This window comes from uncultured Friedmanniella sp., from assembly GCF_964244005.1.
In the GTDB taxonomy this organism is placed as follows: domain Bacteria; phylum Actinomycetota; class Actinomycetes; order Propionibacteriales; family Propionibacteriaceae; genus Microlunatus.
On the sequence record NZ_CAXTHG010000038.1, the window covers coordinates 24041 to 40553 of the forward strand.

Annotated in this window: 15 protein-coding genes, 1 tRNA gene and 1 pseudogene; 11 read left to right on the forward strand and 6 right to left on the reverse strand. The window is 70.4% G+C overall.

The features are described 5' to 3' along the window. Window positions 1-98: 98 nt before the first annotated feature. On the forward strand, window positions 99-926 hold the full coding sequence (gene otsB / locus ACFE76_RS18550) for a trehalose-phosphatase (protein ID WP_375433267.1): 828 nt from the start codon (window positions 99-101) through the stop codon (window positions 924-926). A gap of 293 nt (window positions 927-1219) precedes the next feature. On the opposite strand, the gene ACFE76_RS18555 is transcribed toward otsB, so the two are convergent. Continuing rightward, window positions 1220-1432 carry a hypothetical protein gene (locus ACFE76_RS18555; protein ID WP_375433268.1) on the reverse strand — a complete coding sequence of 71 codons (213 nt, stop codon included), beginning with the start codon at window positions 1430-1432 and terminating at the stop codon, window positions 1220-1222. A 69-nt stretch (window positions 1433-1501) separates the two neighbouring features. On the opposite strand from ACFE76_RS18555, the gene ACFE76_RS18560 reads away from it, so the two are divergent. Further along, complete coding sequence (locus ACFE76_RS18560) at window positions 1502-2371, forward strand: aminoglycoside phosphotransferase family protein (RefSeq protein WP_375433269.1); 870 nt, start codon at window positions 1502-1504, stop codon at window positions 2369-2371. A 10-nt stretch (window positions 2372-2381) separates the two neighbouring features. Here ACFE76_RS18560 and ACFE76_RS18565 read toward each other — a convergent pair whose 3' ends face one another. The 3 genes from ACFE76_RS18565 to ACFE76_RS18575 are packed head-to-tail and all read right to left on the reverse strand — an operon-like array spanning window position 2382 to window position 5550. Then, window positions 2382-3275, reverse strand: a complete 894-nt coding sequence (locus ACFE76_RS18565; RefSeq protein ID WP_375433270.1) for a carbohydrate ABC transporter permease — start codon at window positions 3273-3275, stop codon at window positions 2382-2384. Then, window positions 3275-4225: a carbohydrate ABC transporter permease gene (locus ACFE76_RS18570; RefSeq protein ID WP_375433271.1), complete on the reverse strand. Its 951-nt coding sequence runs from the start codon at window positions 4223-4225 to the stop codon at window positions 3275-3277. The genes ACFE76_RS18565 and ACFE76_RS18570 overlap by 1 nt, the downstream gene beginning before the upstream one ends. After that, entirely contained in the window at window positions 4222-5550 is a 1329-nt protein-coding gene (locus ACFE76_RS18575; protein ID WP_375433272.1) for an ABC transporter substrate-binding protein, read from the reverse strand. Before ACFE76_RS18575 ends, ACFE76_RS18570 begins: the two co-directional genes overlap by 4 nt. 271 nt (window positions 5551-5821) lie before the next feature. Here ACFE76_RS18575 and ACFE76_RS18580 point away from each other — a divergent pair, with 271 nt between their 5' ends. Both ACFE76_RS18580 and ACFE76_RS18585 read left to right on the forward strand, forming a co-directional pair. Beyond that, the gene (locus tag ACFE76_RS18580) at window positions 5822-6178 is read left to right on the forward strand and encodes a PRC-barrel domain-containing protein (RefSeq protein ID WP_375433273.1); all 357 of its coding nucleotides are present in this window, start codon (window positions 5822-5824) and stop codon (window positions 6176-6178) included. Window positions 6179-6422: 244 nt separating this feature from the next. After that, a tRNA-Ile gene (locus ACFE76_RS18585) sits at window positions 6423-6496 on the forward strand. 203 nt (window positions 6497-6699) lie between these two features. Here the strand turns inward: ACFE76_RS18585 and ACFE76_RS18590 are convergent. After that, a pseudogene (locus ACFE76_RS18590) lies at window positions 6700-7185 on the reverse strand (peptide deformylase); the annotation flags it as partial. Here ACFE76_RS18590 and ACFE76_RS18595 point away from each other — a divergent pair. Both ACFE76_RS18595 and ACFE76_RS18600 read left to right on the forward strand, forming a co-directional pair. Beyond that, window positions 7184-8125 carry a ring-cleaving dioxygenase gene (locus tag ACFE76_RS18595; protein ID WP_375433274.1) on the forward strand — a complete coding sequence of 314 codons (942 nt, stop codon included), beginning with the start codon at window positions 7184-7186 and terminating at the stop codon, window positions 8123-8125. The pseudogene ACFE76_RS18590 and the gene ACFE76_RS18595 sit on opposite strands and share 2 nt — an antisense overlap. A gap of 54 nt (window positions 8126-8179) precedes the next feature. Beyond that, entirely contained in the window at window positions 8180-10666 is a 2487-nt protein-coding gene (locus ACFE76_RS18600) for an ABC transporter (RefSeq protein WP_375433275.1), read from the forward strand. 205 nt (window positions 10667-10871) lie between these two features. On the opposite strand, the gene ACFE76_RS18605 is transcribed toward ACFE76_RS18600, so the two are convergent. Beyond that, window positions 10872-11660: an SDR family NAD(P)-dependent oxidoreductase gene (locus ACFE76_RS18605; RefSeq protein ID WP_375433276.1), complete on the reverse strand. Its 789-nt coding sequence runs from the start codon at window positions 11658-11660 to the stop codon at window positions 10872-10874. Between the two features lie 126 nt (window positions 11661-11786). On the opposite strand from ACFE76_RS18605, the gene ACFE76_RS18610 reads away from it, so the two are divergent. From ACFE76_RS18610 to ACFE76_RS18630, 5 genes are all read left to right on the forward strand, one after another. Beyond that, window positions 11787-12545, forward strand: a complete 759-nt coding sequence (locus ACFE76_RS18610) for an SDR family oxidoreductase (RefSeq protein ID WP_375433277.1) — start codon at window positions 11787-11789, stop codon at window positions 12543-12545. Window positions 12546-12703: 158 nt separating this feature from the next. Then, the gene (locus tag ACFE76_RS18615; protein ID WP_375433278.1) at window positions 12704-13564 is read left to right on the forward strand and encodes an ABC transporter ATP-binding protein; all 861 of its coding nucleotides are present in this window, start codon (window positions 12704-12706) and stop codon (window positions 13562-13564) included. After that, window positions 13561-14295 carry an ABC transporter permease gene (locus tag ACFE76_RS18620; protein WP_375433279.1) on the forward strand — a complete coding sequence of 245 codons (735 nt, stop codon included), beginning with the start codon at window positions 13561-13563 and terminating at the stop codon, window positions 14293-14295. Before ACFE76_RS18615 ends, ACFE76_RS18620 begins: the two co-directional genes overlap by 4 nt. Next, a complete protein-coding gene (locus ACFE76_RS18625; RefSeq protein WP_375433280.1) occupies window positions 14292-15080 on the forward strand; it encodes an ABC transporter permease in 789 nt (262 codons plus the stop codon). Before ACFE76_RS18620 ends, ACFE76_RS18625 begins: the two co-directional genes overlap by 4 nt. A 17-nt stretch (window positions 15081-15097) precedes the next feature. Then, on the forward strand, window positions 15098-16057 hold the full coding sequence (locus tag ACFE76_RS18630; protein ID WP_375433281.1) for an ABC transporter substrate-binding protein: 960 nt from the start codon (window positions 15098-15100) through the stop codon (window positions 16055-16057). The last annotated feature ends 456 nt before the right edge of the window (window positions 16058-16513 follow it).

The window sequence follows — 16513 nt, forward strand, 5'->3', positions numbered from 1 at the left end:
TCTGGGTGGCGGTCCTCGAAACCCTAACCGCTGCCGCCGACAGAGGACCGATCCGGCCTGGGCTGCCCGGACCTGTCCCGGTCTGACAGGCTCAGCCCATGACCGTCGACCTTCCCCAGACCGAGTCAGGGGCGGCCGGGCTGCGCGCGGTCCTCGCCGACCCGCGCGGCACCCTGCTCGCTCTCGACTTCGACGGCACGCTCGCGCCGATCATCGACGATCCCGAGCAGGCCGTCGCGCACCCGGCCGCGATCGCCGCGCTGGCCCGGGTCGGTGAGCTGATCGGGACCGTCGCGGTGATCACCGGCCGACCGGCACGGACGGCCGTCCGGTTGGGCGGGTTCGCCGGTCACGCCGGGCTCGGCTCACTGGTGGTGCTCGGCCAGTACGGCGTCGAGCGCTGGAACGCCGCTGACGACTCCTACGACATCCCGCCCGAGCCGGCGGCGGTCACCGCCGCCGGTGCGGAGCTGCCGGAGCTGTTGGCTGCGCTCGACCTGTCCGGCGCACACGTGGAGCACAAGGGCCGCGCACTGGGTATCCACACCCGCCAGCTGCCCGACCCGGCGGGCGCCTTCGCCCGGCTGCTCGGTCCGCTGCGCACCCTCGCCGACCGGCACGACCTGCAGCTGGAGCCCGGCCGCTACGTGATCGAGATCCGGGCCGCCGGTACCGACAAGGGGGTTGCGTTACGGTCGCTGGTGGCCGAGACCGGGGCGCGGGTGGTGGTCTTCGGCGGCGACGACCTGGGCGACCTGCCCGCGTTCGAGGCGGTCACCGGGCTGCGCGCCGAGGGCACCCCGGGGCTGCTGGTCTGCTCGGCCTCGGCCGAAGAAGACGCGCTGCGGGAGCGCGCCGACCTGGTGGTGGACGGACCCGCGGGAGTCGCGCAGTGGCTGGCCGCCCTGGCCGACCAGCTCAGCTGACGGGGCCGGACTGAAGCACGCGCCTCTCGACGAGCTCGGGACGCGTAGCTCAAGACTGCGCGCTGCTGAGGGAGTACGCATAGCCCAAGACCGCGCGCTGCTGGGGAGTACGCGCCCTGAGCTTGTCGAAGGCCCCGAAGGGGTTGCGCTGCCTCCTCTTGCTGGACGAAGGGCAACCTCTTCGAGGCCCTCGACAAGCTCGGGACGCGTAGCTCAAGACCGCGCGCTGCTGACGTAGCCCAAGACCCCCTGCTGGGGAGTACGCGCCCTTCGACAAGCTCGGGAACGGACCGCTAGGCGTGGTCGGCGACGGTCCGGTCCTCGGAGGTGCTCTGGTCGCTCTGCACCGACTCCTGCTGGGTCGCCTCCGGCTCGAGGGTCCGTCGCTCGGACTCGGCGAGGATCACCTCGGCCTGGGCGGTCGGGTCGTCACTGCCGGCCGCTAGTTCCTCAGGCAACAGGTGCGCGCGTTCGGCCACCTGGTCGGAGTTGTCGATGTCAGTCACGCGTCCCACGGTAGTGCGCCGCCGTAGTCGGTATGCTCCGCGCGTGCTCCTCACCCTCTGGACCCGGCCGTGAGCGCCGACCCCGTCCCCGCGGACAGCGAGGTGCTGCAGGACCGGGCCGACCGCCCCGTGCTGCGGATCGGCGACGTCGTCCGGCACCCCCGCCAACCGTGGTCGGTCTCGGTGCACGCGCTGCTCGGCTATCTCGCCGAGGCGGGCTTTCCCGAGTCTCCGGTCCCGGTCGCGCTCGAGGAGGACGGGACCGACCGGGAGTGGGACGACGTCGGCTACATCGAGGGTGTCGGCGGCGACGCGGCGTGCCAGCTGGTGGCGAGCGACGAGGCGGTGGCCGCGGTCGCGCAGCTGCTGCGGCGCTACCACGACGTGGTGGCGGCGTGGCGGCCCGAGGTCGAGCCGGTCTGGTTCGACGGCCAGCGCGGTACCGGCGACGGCGCTGACCACCTGGTCTGCCACGGCGACGTGGGCCCGTGGAACCTGGTCTGGCGCGACGGCAGTCTGGTCGGACTGATCGACTGGGAGTACGCGACCATCGGCACCCGGCGTACCGACATCGCCTACGCGCTGCACTACCTGGTGCCGTTTCGCGACCGCAGCTACTGGCAGTGGGTGCTGGGGATGCCGGTGAAACCCCGTCGCCGGCACCGGATGGCGGTGTTCGCCGAGGCGTACGGCATCGACGTCGACGAGCAGCTCGTCGACGAGGTCCTCGCCTCCCAGCAGGCCGGCGTCGACCTGATGCGGACGCTCGCCGAGCAGGGTCGACCGCGCCAGCAACAGCTGATCGCCAACGGCGAGCTGGACCGTGAGCACCGCGCCGTGCTGTGGGGCCAGGGTCACCGGCACAAGTTCTACGCCAAGCGGCCGCGGTCGCGACGGATGGCCGACCGCGACGACGAGCGCCCGGGCGGGCTGCGCTGACCGCAGCCCGTCAGCGGATGCCGGTGGTGGCCAGGCCCTGGACGAAGAAGCGTTGGAACGCCAGGAACAGCACCACCAGGGGGACGACGGCGATCAGGGTCATCGCCATCAGGGCGCCGTAGTCAGCCTGGTACTGGCCCTGCAGGAACTGCAGCCCGATCGGCAGCGTGTAGAGCGTCGGGTCTTTCAAGGCGATCAGCGGCCAGAGGAAGTCGTTCCACTGGTACATCACGGTCAACAGCGTCAGCACGGCGAGCAGCGGCTTGCACAGGGGCAGCACGATGCTCCAGAAGATCCGCAGGCTGCCGGCTCCGTCGATCTTGCCGGCCTCGATGATCTCGTTGGGGATGGCGAGCATGAACTGGCGGGCCAGGAAGATCCCGAACGTCGCCGCCGCCCCGGGCAGGATCACCGCCCAGAAGGTGCCGACCAGTCCGAGCCCGTTCACGATCCTGAACTGCGGCACCAAGATCGCCTGGGTGGGGATCATCATCGTGGCGAGCAGCAGCAGGAACAGCACGTTCTTGGCCGGGAAGACCAGCTTGGCGAAGGCGTAGCCGGCCAGCACGCTGACCACCACGGTGAGGATCGTCGTGATCGCGGTGATCACGACCGAGTTGCCGAACCAGGTGCCGACCGGCCAGGCGTCGAACACCCGGGTGAAGTTGTCGAGCGAAAACCGGGTCGGGATGACGCTGACGTTGGCGTCGAAGGTCTGCTGGCCCGAGAAGGCGGTGGTCAGCATCACCCAGAGCGGGAACGCCATCACGATCGCGGTGACGGCGGCCAGGACGATCCGGACGACGAGGCCGAGGGAGGACCGGCGACGGTGTCCGCCGGGGGTGCGGCGAGACCGGGTCTCGACCCGGGTCGGCACCAGCGGGCGGGGTGCGGTGATGGCCATCAGGCTGCCTCGTCCCGGTTGCGGTTGGTGCGCCACTGCACCACGGTGAAGATCAACGTGAGGAAGAAGATCACCACGCCGATCGCGGCACCGTAACCCTGGTCGCGGGTGGCGCCGAAGGCCGTCTTGTACGCGTACGTGCCCAGCACCTCGGTCGCGTTGCCCGGGCCGCCGTTGGTCAGCACGAAGACGGTGTCGAAGACCTGGAACGAGTAGATGACGTTCATCACGAGCAGGAAGAACGTCGACGGGCCGAGCAGCGGGAAGGTGATGAACCGGAACCGCTGCCAACCGTTGGCGCCCTCGACCTGCGCGGCCTCGTACAGCTCGACGGGCACGGCCTGCAGCCCGGCCAGGTAGATGATCATGGTGAACCCGACCCGGATCCACAACGTGATCAGCACCAGGGACAGGAAAGCCGCGGCACCGCCGGACTGCCAGTTGACGTTCGGCAACCCGAGCGAGGTGGCCAAGCCGTTGAAGACCCCGACCGTCTCGTTGAACAAGAAGGTGCCGATCAGGCCGACGGCGACGCCGGAGATGACCAGCGGTAGGTAGATCAGGGTCCGGACCACCTGGCGGCCCGGCAGCACCGAGTTCATCAGCACGGCCAGGGCCAAGCCGACCGCCATGCTCAGCGGGACGGTCAGCACGATGAAGAGGGCAGTGTTGATCAAGGACCGGTAGAAGGTCGGGTCCGTGAACATCGTGGCGTAGTTGGCGATCCCGACCCAGGTGATCTTGCCGCTGAGCGGGGCGATCTTGGCCGTCGAGTACACGAACGCGGCCGCCATCGGGATGATCAAGAACCCGACGGCCAGCACCAGCGCGGGGGAGAGGAAGCCGATCGCGGACCGGTCCCAGCGGCGACGTCGGCGCCGCGCCGGGCCGGAACCCGGCGGGCGCGTCCCGCTCGCCGACGTCGTCGGCAGCGCGGAGACCGCGGTCACGCCCCGGCCTTCTGCACCGCCGTCGCGAGCGCGGTCAGGGTGTCCTCCGCTGACGCCCCACCCAGGAAGGCCTTCTCGAGCTCGCTCTGCAGCGCCGCGTTGATCTTGGCGAACTGCGGCACGGTGACCTGCTTGACCTGCTCCGGGGTGATCGTGGTCGCCTGCTCCACGAAGGTCCTCATCAGGTCCGGCCGCGTCTGGAACTTCAGGTCGGCGGTGGTGAGGGACTTCAGCGTCGGCAGCTCACCGGTCGCCTCGCAGTAGGTCTGCTGCTGCTCCTCACTGACCAGGAACTCCAGGAACTTGGCCGCCGCCTCGGTGTTCTTGCCGTCCTTGGCGGCCACGATCGCGTTGCCGCCGAGGTCGGAAGCCGCCGTCACGTCCTTGGGCATCGGCATCGAGCCGTACTCGAACTTCTTCTTCACCGAGTCGTCGATGAAGGGCACCAGGAAGTCACCGGCGAAGGCCATCGCCACCGTCCCGCCCGCGAACGCGGCGTCGGGGTAGGTCGCGGACTTGACCGAGGTGTTGCGGGCCACCCAGTTGTTGGTGAAAAAGCTCTGGGTGAACTCCAGCGCCTTGCGACCCGCGTCGGAGTTGATGGCGGCGGTCTTGAGGTCCTCGGCGAGCACGTTGCCGCCGGCCTGGAAGAGCCAGCTCAGCCAGCGGTACGCGCCGGCGCTCTGCCAGTCGTAGATGAAGGGCAGCTGCTTGCCCTTGACCACGCCGGCGAGCTTGCGGGACGCGTCAGCGAACTGCTCCCAGGTCCAGGCCTCCTCGAGGCTGGTCGGCGCGGTCAGGCCAGCCGCCTCGAACGCGTCGAGCCGGTAGAGGATCGCGGTGGTGTCGATCTGGTGCGGGACGCCGTAGGGCTTTCCGTCGTAGACGATGCCCTCCCACAGGCCGGGCACGAAGGCGTCGATCTTCGCAGCATCGAAGGTGCTGGAGACGTCCAGCAGGACGTCCTGGCTGGTGTACTGGCCGATGTCGATGTAGGAGACCCGGAACAGGTCCGGCGGGTTGCCCGCCTGGAACCGGGAGTCGAGGTTGGTCTGGATGCTGGCGTACGGGACGGTGTCGGTCTTGATCGTGACGCCCGGGTTGGCCTTCTGGAACGCGGCGATCACGGCGTCGAACGCTTTCTTCTCCGCGTCACCGGACCAGTTGACGAAGGTCAGCTGACCCTGGAGGGCCGCGCCCGAGCCTGAGCTGGAGGGGGTGTCGGACGCGGACTTCTTCCCGGTCAGGCCGGCACAGGCGGTGAGTCCCGCCGAGGCCCCGAGCCCCAGTCCGCCCAGCAGTACCTGTCGTCGGTTGATGGTCATCTGGTTCCCCTTCGTCCGTGCCCCGCGGTGTGCCGCGAGGCCGCATGGCGGCAAGTCGGACTCCAGGGCCCACCCGTGCCGCATCGGATGAGTTCCCGCCGCGAGGGGCGGGCAGATGCACCTGCCGGGGGGACCTGCCGTCGCCGGCCTGAGTCGCCACCTTGGCACGCGTGACGGCCGACCGCCATCCCTCGGCGGCCGTGTCGCCCGCGTATAGTCGCTGCTCGCACGGCGCTCGGGGTATCGGTGCCGCTCACGAGGAGGAACGCCCATGTTCGACGTCGACGACATCCGTGACTGGCGTGGACAGGCCGTGGTCGACCGCAACGGCTCCAAGATCGGGTCGCTCGAGGCCGTCTACTTCGACACCGGCAGCGACCAGGCCGTGTTCGCCACGGTCAAGGTCGGGCTCGTCGGTGGCGGCAAGCTGGTCTTCGTCCCGCTGATCGGGGCCAAGGTCGCGCCGAAGCACATCCGGGTGATGACCGACAAGAAGCTCGCCAAGGACGCACCCTTCATCGACACCGACGGCGAGCTCGACTCCGCCGCCGAGCCGGGCATCTACGGCCACTACGGCCTCAGCTACGAGCGCGGACCCGGCGGAGAGCGTCGGCTCGGTCGCCGCTGACTCGGTCGGTCGGTAGACCCGCGTCGTCAGCGGCGCGGACGAAGCACTCCGTGAAACGCCGGCCCAGCTCCGTCATGTCGCCGTTGCCCGCGTGCAGACCCCGTTCGACGCGCTGCGGTTGCTGGCCGGATGGCTGCACGGACCGCCGAGCCGTGGCCGTCAGGAAGAAGTGAACGAAGGCGGCGAGTACGACCCCTTCGTCTACGGACTGCGCGGCGGCCGGCACTATGCTCGGCGGTCGACAGGGGCGGTAGCTCAGCCGGTTAGAGCAGGGGACTCATAATCCCTGGGTCGTGGGTTCGAGCCCCACCCGCCCCACCGAGCGTCACCGGCTTGGCGTTCGTCTTGCTCGCCGGCGTCGAGCTCGTGAATGCGTGCCACAGCGGTACCGCTCTGAAGGCTTGACCCGCCCGGAGCGGGGCGTGCGGACTGAGCCGGATCTCCGGCACGGTGCCGCCGCTCCACTCGGCCGCGCGGATGGCGGCCTCGGCGGCCTCCCGGGTCTGGGAGTCCAGTCGGTCGACGAACAGCACGCCGTCGAGGTGGTCGGTCTCGTGCTGGATGATGACCGACAGCCGACCCTGCCCTTCGATCCGTAGCGGCTCGCCGTACATCGTGAAGCCGCTGGTCAACACCTGCAGGTGGCGACGGCAGTCGAAGGGCAGGCCGGGGATGGACAGGCAGCCCTCCTCGCCGAACTGCTCCTCGTCCCCGACGAGCTCGACCCGCGGGTTGACCACGTGGCCGATCTGGCCCTCGAAGACGTAGGTGAAGACCCGCAGACCCACCCCGATCTGCGGCGCCGCGATGCCGCCGCCGTTCGCGTCGATCATCGTGTCGGTCAGGTCCCGGACGAGCGTGCGCAGCTCCAGGTCGAAGTCGACCACCGGTACCGACTCCTGCCGCAGGATCGGGTCGCCGAACAGACGGATCGGTCGGATGGCCATGGTGCTCCTTCTGGTGGTGTGGTTGCCGCCTGCGAAGACCGCGTGTGACCATCCGATCATGACCGACGTCACTCCCCGCGGCCTGCACCACGTGACCGCGATCGCGACCGACCCCCAGTCCAACGTCGACTTCTACACCCAAGCCCTCGGCTTGCGGCTGGTGAAGCAGACGGTCAACTTCGACGCGCCGGACAGCTATCACCTCTACTACGGCGACGAGCACGGCAGCCCGGCCTCCCTGCTCACGTTCTTTGCCTGGCCCGGCGTGCAGCGTGGGCGCCAGGGCGCGGGCATGAGCACAGCGACGGCGTTCAGCGTGCCCGGCTCCTCCCTCGGCTGGTGGCACGACCGGTTCACGGCGTTGGGCGTCACGACCGAGGCGCCGCAGACCCGGGGTGCGGAGGACGTCCTCACCTTCCGCGACCCCGACGGCATCGTGATCGACCTGGTGGCCTCCGACGGCGACCACCGCTCAGGCTGGGACGGCGTCGCCGACATTCCGGCCGAGCACGCGGTCCGTGGGCTGCACGCCATCACGTTGTCCGAACGGCAGCTCGACCCCTCCGCCACGATGCTGACCGAGCTGCTCGGGATGAGCGTGACCGGTGAGGAGGGCGACCGCGCCCGGTTCGCGATGGGCGGCGGCCGGTCGGGTGCGCTGGTCGACGTCTTCTCCGGCGTCAAGGACCGCGGCCTGCAGGCCGGCGGCACCGTGCACCACGTCGCCTTCCGCGCCCCCGACCTGGACACGATGACGCTGTGGCAGCAAGAGCTGTCGTCGCGCGGGGTCTCGGTGACCCAGATCCTGGACCGGCAGTACTTCAAGTCCATCTACTTCCGCGAGCCGGGCGGGGTGCTGTTCGAGATCGCCACCGACGCGCCCGGCTTCGCCATCGACGAGCCGCTGCTCGAGCTGGGCCGCCACCTCAAGCTGCCGCCGTGGCTCGAACCGAGCCGGGACCAGATCGCCGCCGCGCTGCCGCCGCTCGACGTCCCGTGACCCGGAGAAGTGTGCCTCGCGGCACTCCTGAGCGCCGACCCCTACGCTGACCGGGTGTCGGACGCGGGGTACATCGAGGTCCGCGGGGCACGCGAGCACAACCTCCGCGACGTCGACGTCGCGATCCCGCGGGACGCCCTGGTGGTGTTCACCGGGGTGTCGGGGTCGGGCAAGTCCTCGCTGGCGTTCGGCACCATCTTCGCGGAGTCGCAGCGGCGCTACCTCGAGTCCGTCGCGCCGTACGCCCGGCGGCTGATCGCCCAGGTGGGTGCCCCCGACGTCGACGCCGTGACGGGGCTGCCGCCGGCGGTGGCCATGCAGCAGGGCCACGCGTCCGGGTCGGCGCGGTCCTCGGTCGGCACCTTGACCACGCTCTCCAACTCACTGCGGATGCTGTTCTCCCGCGCGGGGGACTACCCACCGGGCGCCGCCCGCCTCGACTCCGACGCGTTCTCCCCGAACACCCCGGCCGGCGCCTGTCCGCAGTGTTCCGGCGTCGGCGTCCGCTACGGGGTGAGCGAGTCCTCGCTGGTTCCCGACCCGAGCCTCAGCATCCGCGGCGGCGCCGTCGCCGCCTGGCCCGGCGCGTGGCTGGGCAAGAACTTTCGCGACATCCTCGACACGCTCGGCTACGACGTCGACCGGCCCTGGCGTGAGCTGCCCCAGACCGACCGCGACTGGATCCTCTACACCGACGAGCAACCGGTGGTCACCGTCCACTCCGTCCGGGAGGCCGGTCGCATCCAGCGGCCCTACCAGGGCAAATGGACCAGCGTCCGGGCGTACGTGCTGACGACCTTCGCCACGACCAGGTCTGCGCCGATCCGCCGCCGGCTGCGGGCGTTCCTCGAGGCCAGTTCCTGCCCGATCTGCGACGGCCGACGGCTCGGAGCGCCGTCGCTGGCGGTGCGCTTCGGCGGTCACGACATCGCCGAGCTGTCGGCGATGCCGCTGAGCCGGCTGCTGGAGGTCCTGCAGGACGCGGCCGCCGGGAGTCCGCGTGACAGCGCCGCCGGCACGATCCTGGGCGACCTGCGCACCCGCAGCGAGCTGGTCGTCGGCCTGGGCCTGGGCTACCTCGGGCTCGACCGTCCCGTACCGACCCTCTCCGCCGGTGAGGTGCAGCGGCTGCGGCTGGCCACCCAGCTGCGGTCGGGCCTGTTCGGGGTCGTGTACGTGCTGGACGAGCCGTCCGCGGGCCTGCACCCCGCCGACACCGAGGCCCTGATGAGCGTGCTGGAAGAGATCCGCGGGTCCGGTAACAGCGTGCTCGTGGTCGAGCACGACCGGGCGGTCGTCCGGGCCGCGGACTGGCTCGTCGACGTGGGTCCGGGCGCGGGCGGGGCGGGCGGTGAGGTGCTCTACAGCGGCCCGGTACCCGGCCTGCAGGACGTCCTTCCGTCGGTGACCCGTCGGTTCCTGGCCCCAGGGCATGAGCTGGAGCCGTCGCGCGAACGGCCGGCGACCGGCTGGCTGCGGCTGCGGGGCGTCACGGCGCACAACCTCCAGGACCTCGACGTCGACCTGCCCCTCGGCACCTTCACGGCCGTGACGGGACGCTCGGGCGCCGGCAAGTCGACCCTGGTCACCTCCGTGCTCGCCGACACGGTGCGTCGCCACCTCGGCCAGGAGGAGGTCGACGAGCCCGACGACGACCCGGAGGAGGAGCCCGACGACGAGCCCGGCACGGTGCTGAGCGACCCCGACCGTACGGCCGCCCCGCAGGTCCGCAGCGTCACCGGGCTGGAGGGCGTCCGCCGCCTCGTCGTGGTCGACCAGCGGCCGATCGGGCGGACCCCGCGCTCCAACCTGGCCACCTACACCGGTCTCTTCGACAGCGTCCGGGCCGCCTTCGCCCGTACGCCCGAGGCCCGCCGGCGCTCCTGGACGGCCAGCCGCTTTTCCTTCAACGTCGCGGCCGGACGATGCCCCACCTGCAAAGGCGAAGGCTTCCTCGCCGTCCGGATGCTCTTCCTGCCGGGCTCGTACGCACGCTGCCCGACCTGCGGCGGCTCCCGGTACTCCGCCGAGACGCTGGAGGTCCGTTACCGCGACCTCAGCATCGCCGACGTCCTGGCCCTGACGGTGGAGGAGGCGCGGGAGGTGCTGGACGACGTGCCCGCCGCCGCGCGCGGACTGCGGGTGCTGCACGACGTCGGGCTGGGCTACCTGCGGCTGGGCCAGCCGGCCACCGAGCTGTCCGGCGGCGAGGCGCAGCGGATCAAGCTCGCCACCGAGCTGCAGCGCAGCGTGCTCGCCGGCACCCTCTACCTGCTCGACGAACCCACGACCGGACTGCACCCGGCAGACGTGGAGCGACTGCTCCGACTGTGGCACGCCCTCGTCGACGGCGGCAGCACGGTCGTGGTCGTCGAGCACGACGCCGCGGTGCTGCTCGGCGCCGACTGGCTGCTCGACCTCGGTCCGGGCGGCGGCGAGGCCGGCGGCCGGCTGGTCGCGGTCGGGACGCCCGCCGACGTGGTCGGCCGTGGCGTGGGGGAGACCGCCCAACACCTCCGCCGCTGGCGGGATGAGGCGTAGTGGCCCGGATGAACGCGTCTTGGTCGGGTCGAGGGCGCGGATGAACGCGCCCTGAGCTTGTCGAAGGCCCCGAAGGGGTTGCGCTGACCGTCGGGAAGAGTTGCCGCAACCCCTTCGGGGCCCTCGACAAGCTCGGGGCGCGTTGCTGGGCTCGCATCTTCGTGTCAGCTTGGCCCTCGACAGGCTCAAGGCGCGCCGCTCGGCATCAGTCGAGGTCCGCGTACGCCGCGGTGGGGTCCTGGGTGGCGAGCTTACCGCCGCTGACGTCGACGAGGGTGCCGGTGATGTAGCTCGCGAGATCGCTGGCCAGGAAGCAGAGCAGGTTGGCCACGTCCTGCGGCGTGCCCCAGCGGCGGAGCGTCAACGTGTCGAGCTTCTTGGCCTGAGCGGCCGGGGGCATCTCGGTCAGACCGTTCATGGCCGTCGGGATCATGCCGGGGGCGTAGGAGTTGGCCGTGATGCCCCACGGGCCCAGCTCGCCGGCGATGGTGCGGGTGAACTGGACGACGGCGGCCTTGGACGCGCCGTAGGCCGAGGCGCCGACGCTGGGCACGATCGCGGCGAAGGACGCCGCGTTGAGGATCCGGCCCGAGCGCTGCCGCTTCATCACCGGCGCGACGGCGCGGCAGGTGGTGAAGGTGCCGCGGACGTTCACCTCGAAGCAGCGGTCCCAGGCGGCCGCGTCCAGCTCCTCGAGCCGCCCCTCGACGTTGATGCCGGCGTTGTTGACCAGCACGTCGAGCCGGCCGAACCGCTCCACCGTTCGGGCCACGACCTCCTCGATGGCCGCCGGGTCACAGACGTCGGCGACCTCGGGCACGACCGTCGCCCCGGCTGCGGCGGCATCGGAGGCGAACTGGTCCAGGTCGTCTCGGCCGAGGTCGAGCGCGATGACGACCGCGCCGTCGTGGGCGAACGTCTCGGCGATGGCCCGGCCGATGCCCCGGCCGGCTCCGGTGACCAGCACCACCCGGCCCTGCAGGTCGATGAGCACGCCGACTCCTCCCACCGGACGGCACCGCCCGGTCCACTGCCGTCGCGACCGCGAACCGACCAGGGCACACTAAGCCCGGCCGGACCGCTGCACCATGGCAGCCCGCACGACGACGAGGAGCGCCAGGTGTCAGCAGAGCAGACAGCAGCCGGACCGCAGGCCACGGACCGGACGGTCTGGGTCACCGGCGCCGGTAGTGGCGTCGGCCGAGCGGTCGCGGTCTCGGTCGCCGCCGGGGGAGGGCGGGTCGCGCTGACCGGGCGTCGGCCCGCAGCGCTGGCCGAGACGGCCGAGCTCGTCCGGGCGGCGGGCGGCGAGGCGCTCGAGCTGGTCGGCGACGCGACCCGGTCCGAGGAGCTGCAGCAGGCGTACGCCACGCTGACCAGTACCTGGGGGCCGCCGACGGACCTCGTGCTCGCGGCTGGCCTCAACCACCCGAAGCGCTACTGGCGGGACCAGTCCATCACCGAGTTCCGGGCGATCGTCGAGACGAACCTGACGGCCGCCGCCGCGACGGTCGACCTGGCGCTGCCCGATCTCCGGGCGGCCGGCGACGGCGTGGTCGTCTTCGTGTCCTCGGTGTCGGGCTGGCAGTTCTTCCCGGACGCCGGGGTCGCCTACAGCGCCAGCAAGAGCGCTCTCGCCTCGTTGGCCGCGCACCTGAACTTCCAGGAGAACAGCCACGGTGTCCGCGCCTGCGCCGTCTGCCCCGGCGACATCGACACCGAGTTCCTGGCGATGCGCCCGGTCGTGCCGGGCGAGGGTGACCGGGCCCTGATGCTCAGTCCCGCCGACGTCGCCCGTACGGTGCAGTTCGTCCTCGACAGCCCGTCCCACGTGTGCATCAACGAGCTGGTGGTCACGCCCACGAAGAAGCAGGGCTGACCGCTAACCGGCCTCGCTGGCTCCAATTCCTACTGGCGCGGTAGGTTTTCCCACCGTCGGCGAGCGCCGACGACCCGTCCGCACCTGGTCGCGTATTGTTTCGCTCGCTGTCCTGTTCGGTACGGTGCACGACTCCCGCTACAGAATGAGCGCTGCCCATGATCGAGTTCCGGTCCGTGAGCAAGACCTTCCCGGACGGCACGACGGCCGTCGAGGACTTCAGCTTCGTCCTTCCGTCCCACCAGACGACCGTGTTGGTCGGGTCGTCGGGCTGTGGCAAGACCACGCTGCTGCGGATGATCAACCGGATGGTCGACCCCACCTCCGGGTCGATCCTGATCGACGACGTCGACGTGGCGAGCCGGGACAAGGTCGAGCTGCGGCGCAGCATCGGCTACGTGCTGCAGGCGGCGGGACTGCTGCCGCACCGCAAGGTGGTCGACAACGTCGCGACGGTGCCGATCCTCAAGGGCCAGGGAAAGGCCGAGGCCCGGGCGGCGGCGCTGGAGCTGCTCGACCTCGTGGGCCTCGACCGGTCGCTGGCCGAGCGCTATCCCCGCCAGCTCTCCGGCGGCCAGCAGCAGCGCGTCGGGGTCGCCCGCGCGCTGGCGAGCGACCCGAACATCTTGCTGATGGACGAGCCGTTCGGCGCGGTGGACCCGATCGTGCGGGCCGAGCTGCAGGTCGAGCTCAACCGGCTGCAGCGCGAGCTCGGGAAGACGATCATCTTCGTCACCCACGACATCGACGAGGCGTTCGTGCTCGCCGACCAGGTCATCATCTTCAAGAAGGGCGGCGTGATCGCCCAGGCGGGCACGCCCGCGGAGATCCTCGCCGCCCCGGCGGACGACTTCGTGGCCAGCTTCATCGGCGCCGACAAGGGCGGCCGTGACCTGCACCTGCAGCAGCGGCCGGGCGACGACGGGCTGACCCTGGTCGTCGACGGCAACGGCCGTCCGCTCGGCATCCTGGACGACGCCGCGGCCGCTACCCGTACCGGCCAGGGTGTCGGCCCGTGAGGTGGGCCCTGGAGAACCTCGACCTGATCGGCACGCTGACCCTCAACCACGTCAGGCTGTCGGTGATCCCGATCATCGCCAGCTTCGTGCTGTCGATCCCGCTGGGCTGGCTCGCGAACCGTAACCGCGTGCTGCGCTCGGTCGTGATCACCGGAGGCAGCCTGCTGTTCACGATCCCGTCGCTGCCGCTGTTCGTGATCCTGCCGCTGATCATCCCGACCCGCGTCCTCGACGAGACCAACCTGGTGGTGGCGCTCACCATCTACGGCGTGGCGATCATGGCCCGGTCCGCCTCAGACGCGCTCGCCTCCGTCGCCGCGCCGACCCTCGACGCATCCACCGCCATCGGCTTCTCCTCCGCAGCGCGGTTCTTCCGGGTCGAGCTTCCGCTGGCCGGCCCGGTGCTGCTCGCCGGGATCCGGGTGGTCTCGGTCAGCACCATCGCCCTGGTCTCGGTCGGGGTGATCATCGGCTCGGCGAACCTCGGCTACCTGTTCCAGAACGGCAAGCAGCGCGGCATCCTGGCCGAGGTCGTGGTCGGCATCCTGATCAGCCTGTTGCTGGCCCTGGCGTTCGACCTGATCATCGTAGGGATCGGACGGTTGTTGATGCCCTGGAACGCAGGCTCCGGCCGGCAGCGGACGAGGGGACCGCGGACGCCGGTCGGCTCCCGCGTCGCCGCGGCCAGCCCGGCCGCCGAACCCGCCACCGTGGGCGGGGGTCCGCGATGAAGCTGCTGCTCAGTGCCCTGGCCTGGATCTTCGACCCCACCAACTGGGTCGCGGGCAGCCAGAGCCCGCTGCCGATCCAGGACCGGCTGGTCGAGCACCTGACCTACACCGCCATCGCCATCGTCATCGCCGCGCTGATCGCCCTACCGCTCGGCTTCTCCATCGGCCACACCGGCCGCGGCCGCGAGTTCGTGATCGGTTTCACCGGCGCCATGCGGGCGCTGCCGACGCTCGGCCTGCTGTTCTTCCTGCTGATGGTGTTCGGCTACTTCTTGTCCTACAACACCGCACCCATCATCGGGGCGACCATCGCCTTCGTCATCCTGGCGATCCCCTCGATGCTGGCCGGGGCGTACTCCGGTCTGGAGTCGGTCGACCGCCAGACCATCGACGCCGCCCGGGCCAACGGGATGAGCGAGTGGCAGATCCTCACCCAGGTCGAGATCCCGCTGGGCCTGCCGCTGATCGTCGGCGGCATCCGTGCCGCCGTGCTGCAGGTGGTCGCCACCGTCACCATCGCCTCGTACGCGGGTCTCGGCGGTCTGGGCCGGATCATCACGAGCGGCATCGGGCTCAACGACTACGATCTGATTCTCGGTGGTGCCCTGCTCGTCACCGCCCTCGCACTCGCCCTCGACGGGGTGTTCGCCCTGGTCCAACGAGCCACCGCCACCCGAGGACTGTCCGACCGCCCGGCCGGACGTCGCGCCCGACCCGCCCGCGCGCTGAACCCCACCACCCCGAACACCGCTACTCAGGACACCAGCACGCGGACCGCCGCGTGAGACGAAGGGAACCACCCATGCCCACACCCAACCGAGGACGTGTCCTCCGGTCCGTCCGCGTGGCGGCCGCTGCCGCCGCGATCGCCCTGCTCACCACCGTGTCGGCCTGCGGGTCGAGCGACCCGACCGCCACCGCGCCCGCGTCGTCTGCGCCCGCCGGCAAGGTCGTCGTCGGCTCGTTCGCCTTCCCGGAGAGTGAGATCCTCGGTGAGATCTACGCCCAGGCGCTCACGGCCAAGGGCATCCAGGTCGAGACCAAGTTCAACATCGGCCCGCGCCAGCAGACGATCCCCGCTCTGCGCGACGGCTCGATCAACCTGATCCCGGAGTACAACGGGAACCTGCTCGCTTTCTACAACCCGAAGTACACCGAGCGGACGACCGCCGACGTGGACAAGGCGCTCGACACCGCCGTCACCGCCGACAAGCTGCGGGTCCTCGACTCGGCCAAGGCCGAGGACAAGGACGCCTACGTCGTCACCAAGAAGACCGCGGACGACAACCAGCTCAGCACCATCGGTGACCTGAGCAAGATCGTCCCGTTCAAGCTCGGCTCCAACCCGCAGTTCGGTGAGCTGGGTTACGGCATCCCGGGCCTGAAAGGCGTGTACGGGGTCGGTACGAAGGCCAAGGAGGTCACCTTCGTCCCGATCGAGGACTTCGGTGGACCCGACACGGTGAAGGCCCTCGTCGACAACTCGGTGCAGGTGGCCGACATCTACACGACGTCGCCCGCCCTGGTCGCGAACAACCTCGTGGTGCTCGGTGACCCGGAGAACATGATCTCGTCGCAGAACGTGATCCCGCTCGTCGCTGACTCGGTCTACACCGACCAGCTGGGCGAGATCTTGAACAAGGTGTCCGCGGCGCTCACCACCGAGGACCTGATCGCCCTGCGCGACCGGGTCGAGGGCAAGGAGAAGGCGTCGGCCAACGCCGCCGCCAAGGAGTGGCTGACCCAGAAGGGTCTGCTCTAGCTGGTGACCCGGCCGCGCGGACGCGCGGCCGGGACGCCAGCACGACTGTGGGCGAGCCGACCTTCCACCGCGGCGATGACACCGTCAGCCGAAGGTCAGTGGGACGCGACGAACGACGCCGCGATCCCTGGACGCGTCGCCGGCTCGGCACCAGAACTGGCGACCACGCCGCGACAAGACTATCTACGATGGACTGCGTTCCTTCAGTCAGCCGCGAGTCGGCTGGGTGCGTTACCGGCCGAGATGGACGAGGAGCGGACGTGATTCCTCGGCTTGCAGGTCTGCACCCTTCACCCCGCTCAACTCAAAGCGGGTTGATCGTCAACAGAAGGAACTGACATGATCCGACCCGGGGGAGCGGATCTCTTCGTGCACTCTCAGTTGCGGAGGATGAGGTATCTGGGCTCTTCGCAGGTGAGGGTGTAGAGATGGTTGGCGCGTCGGTCACCGGGTAGG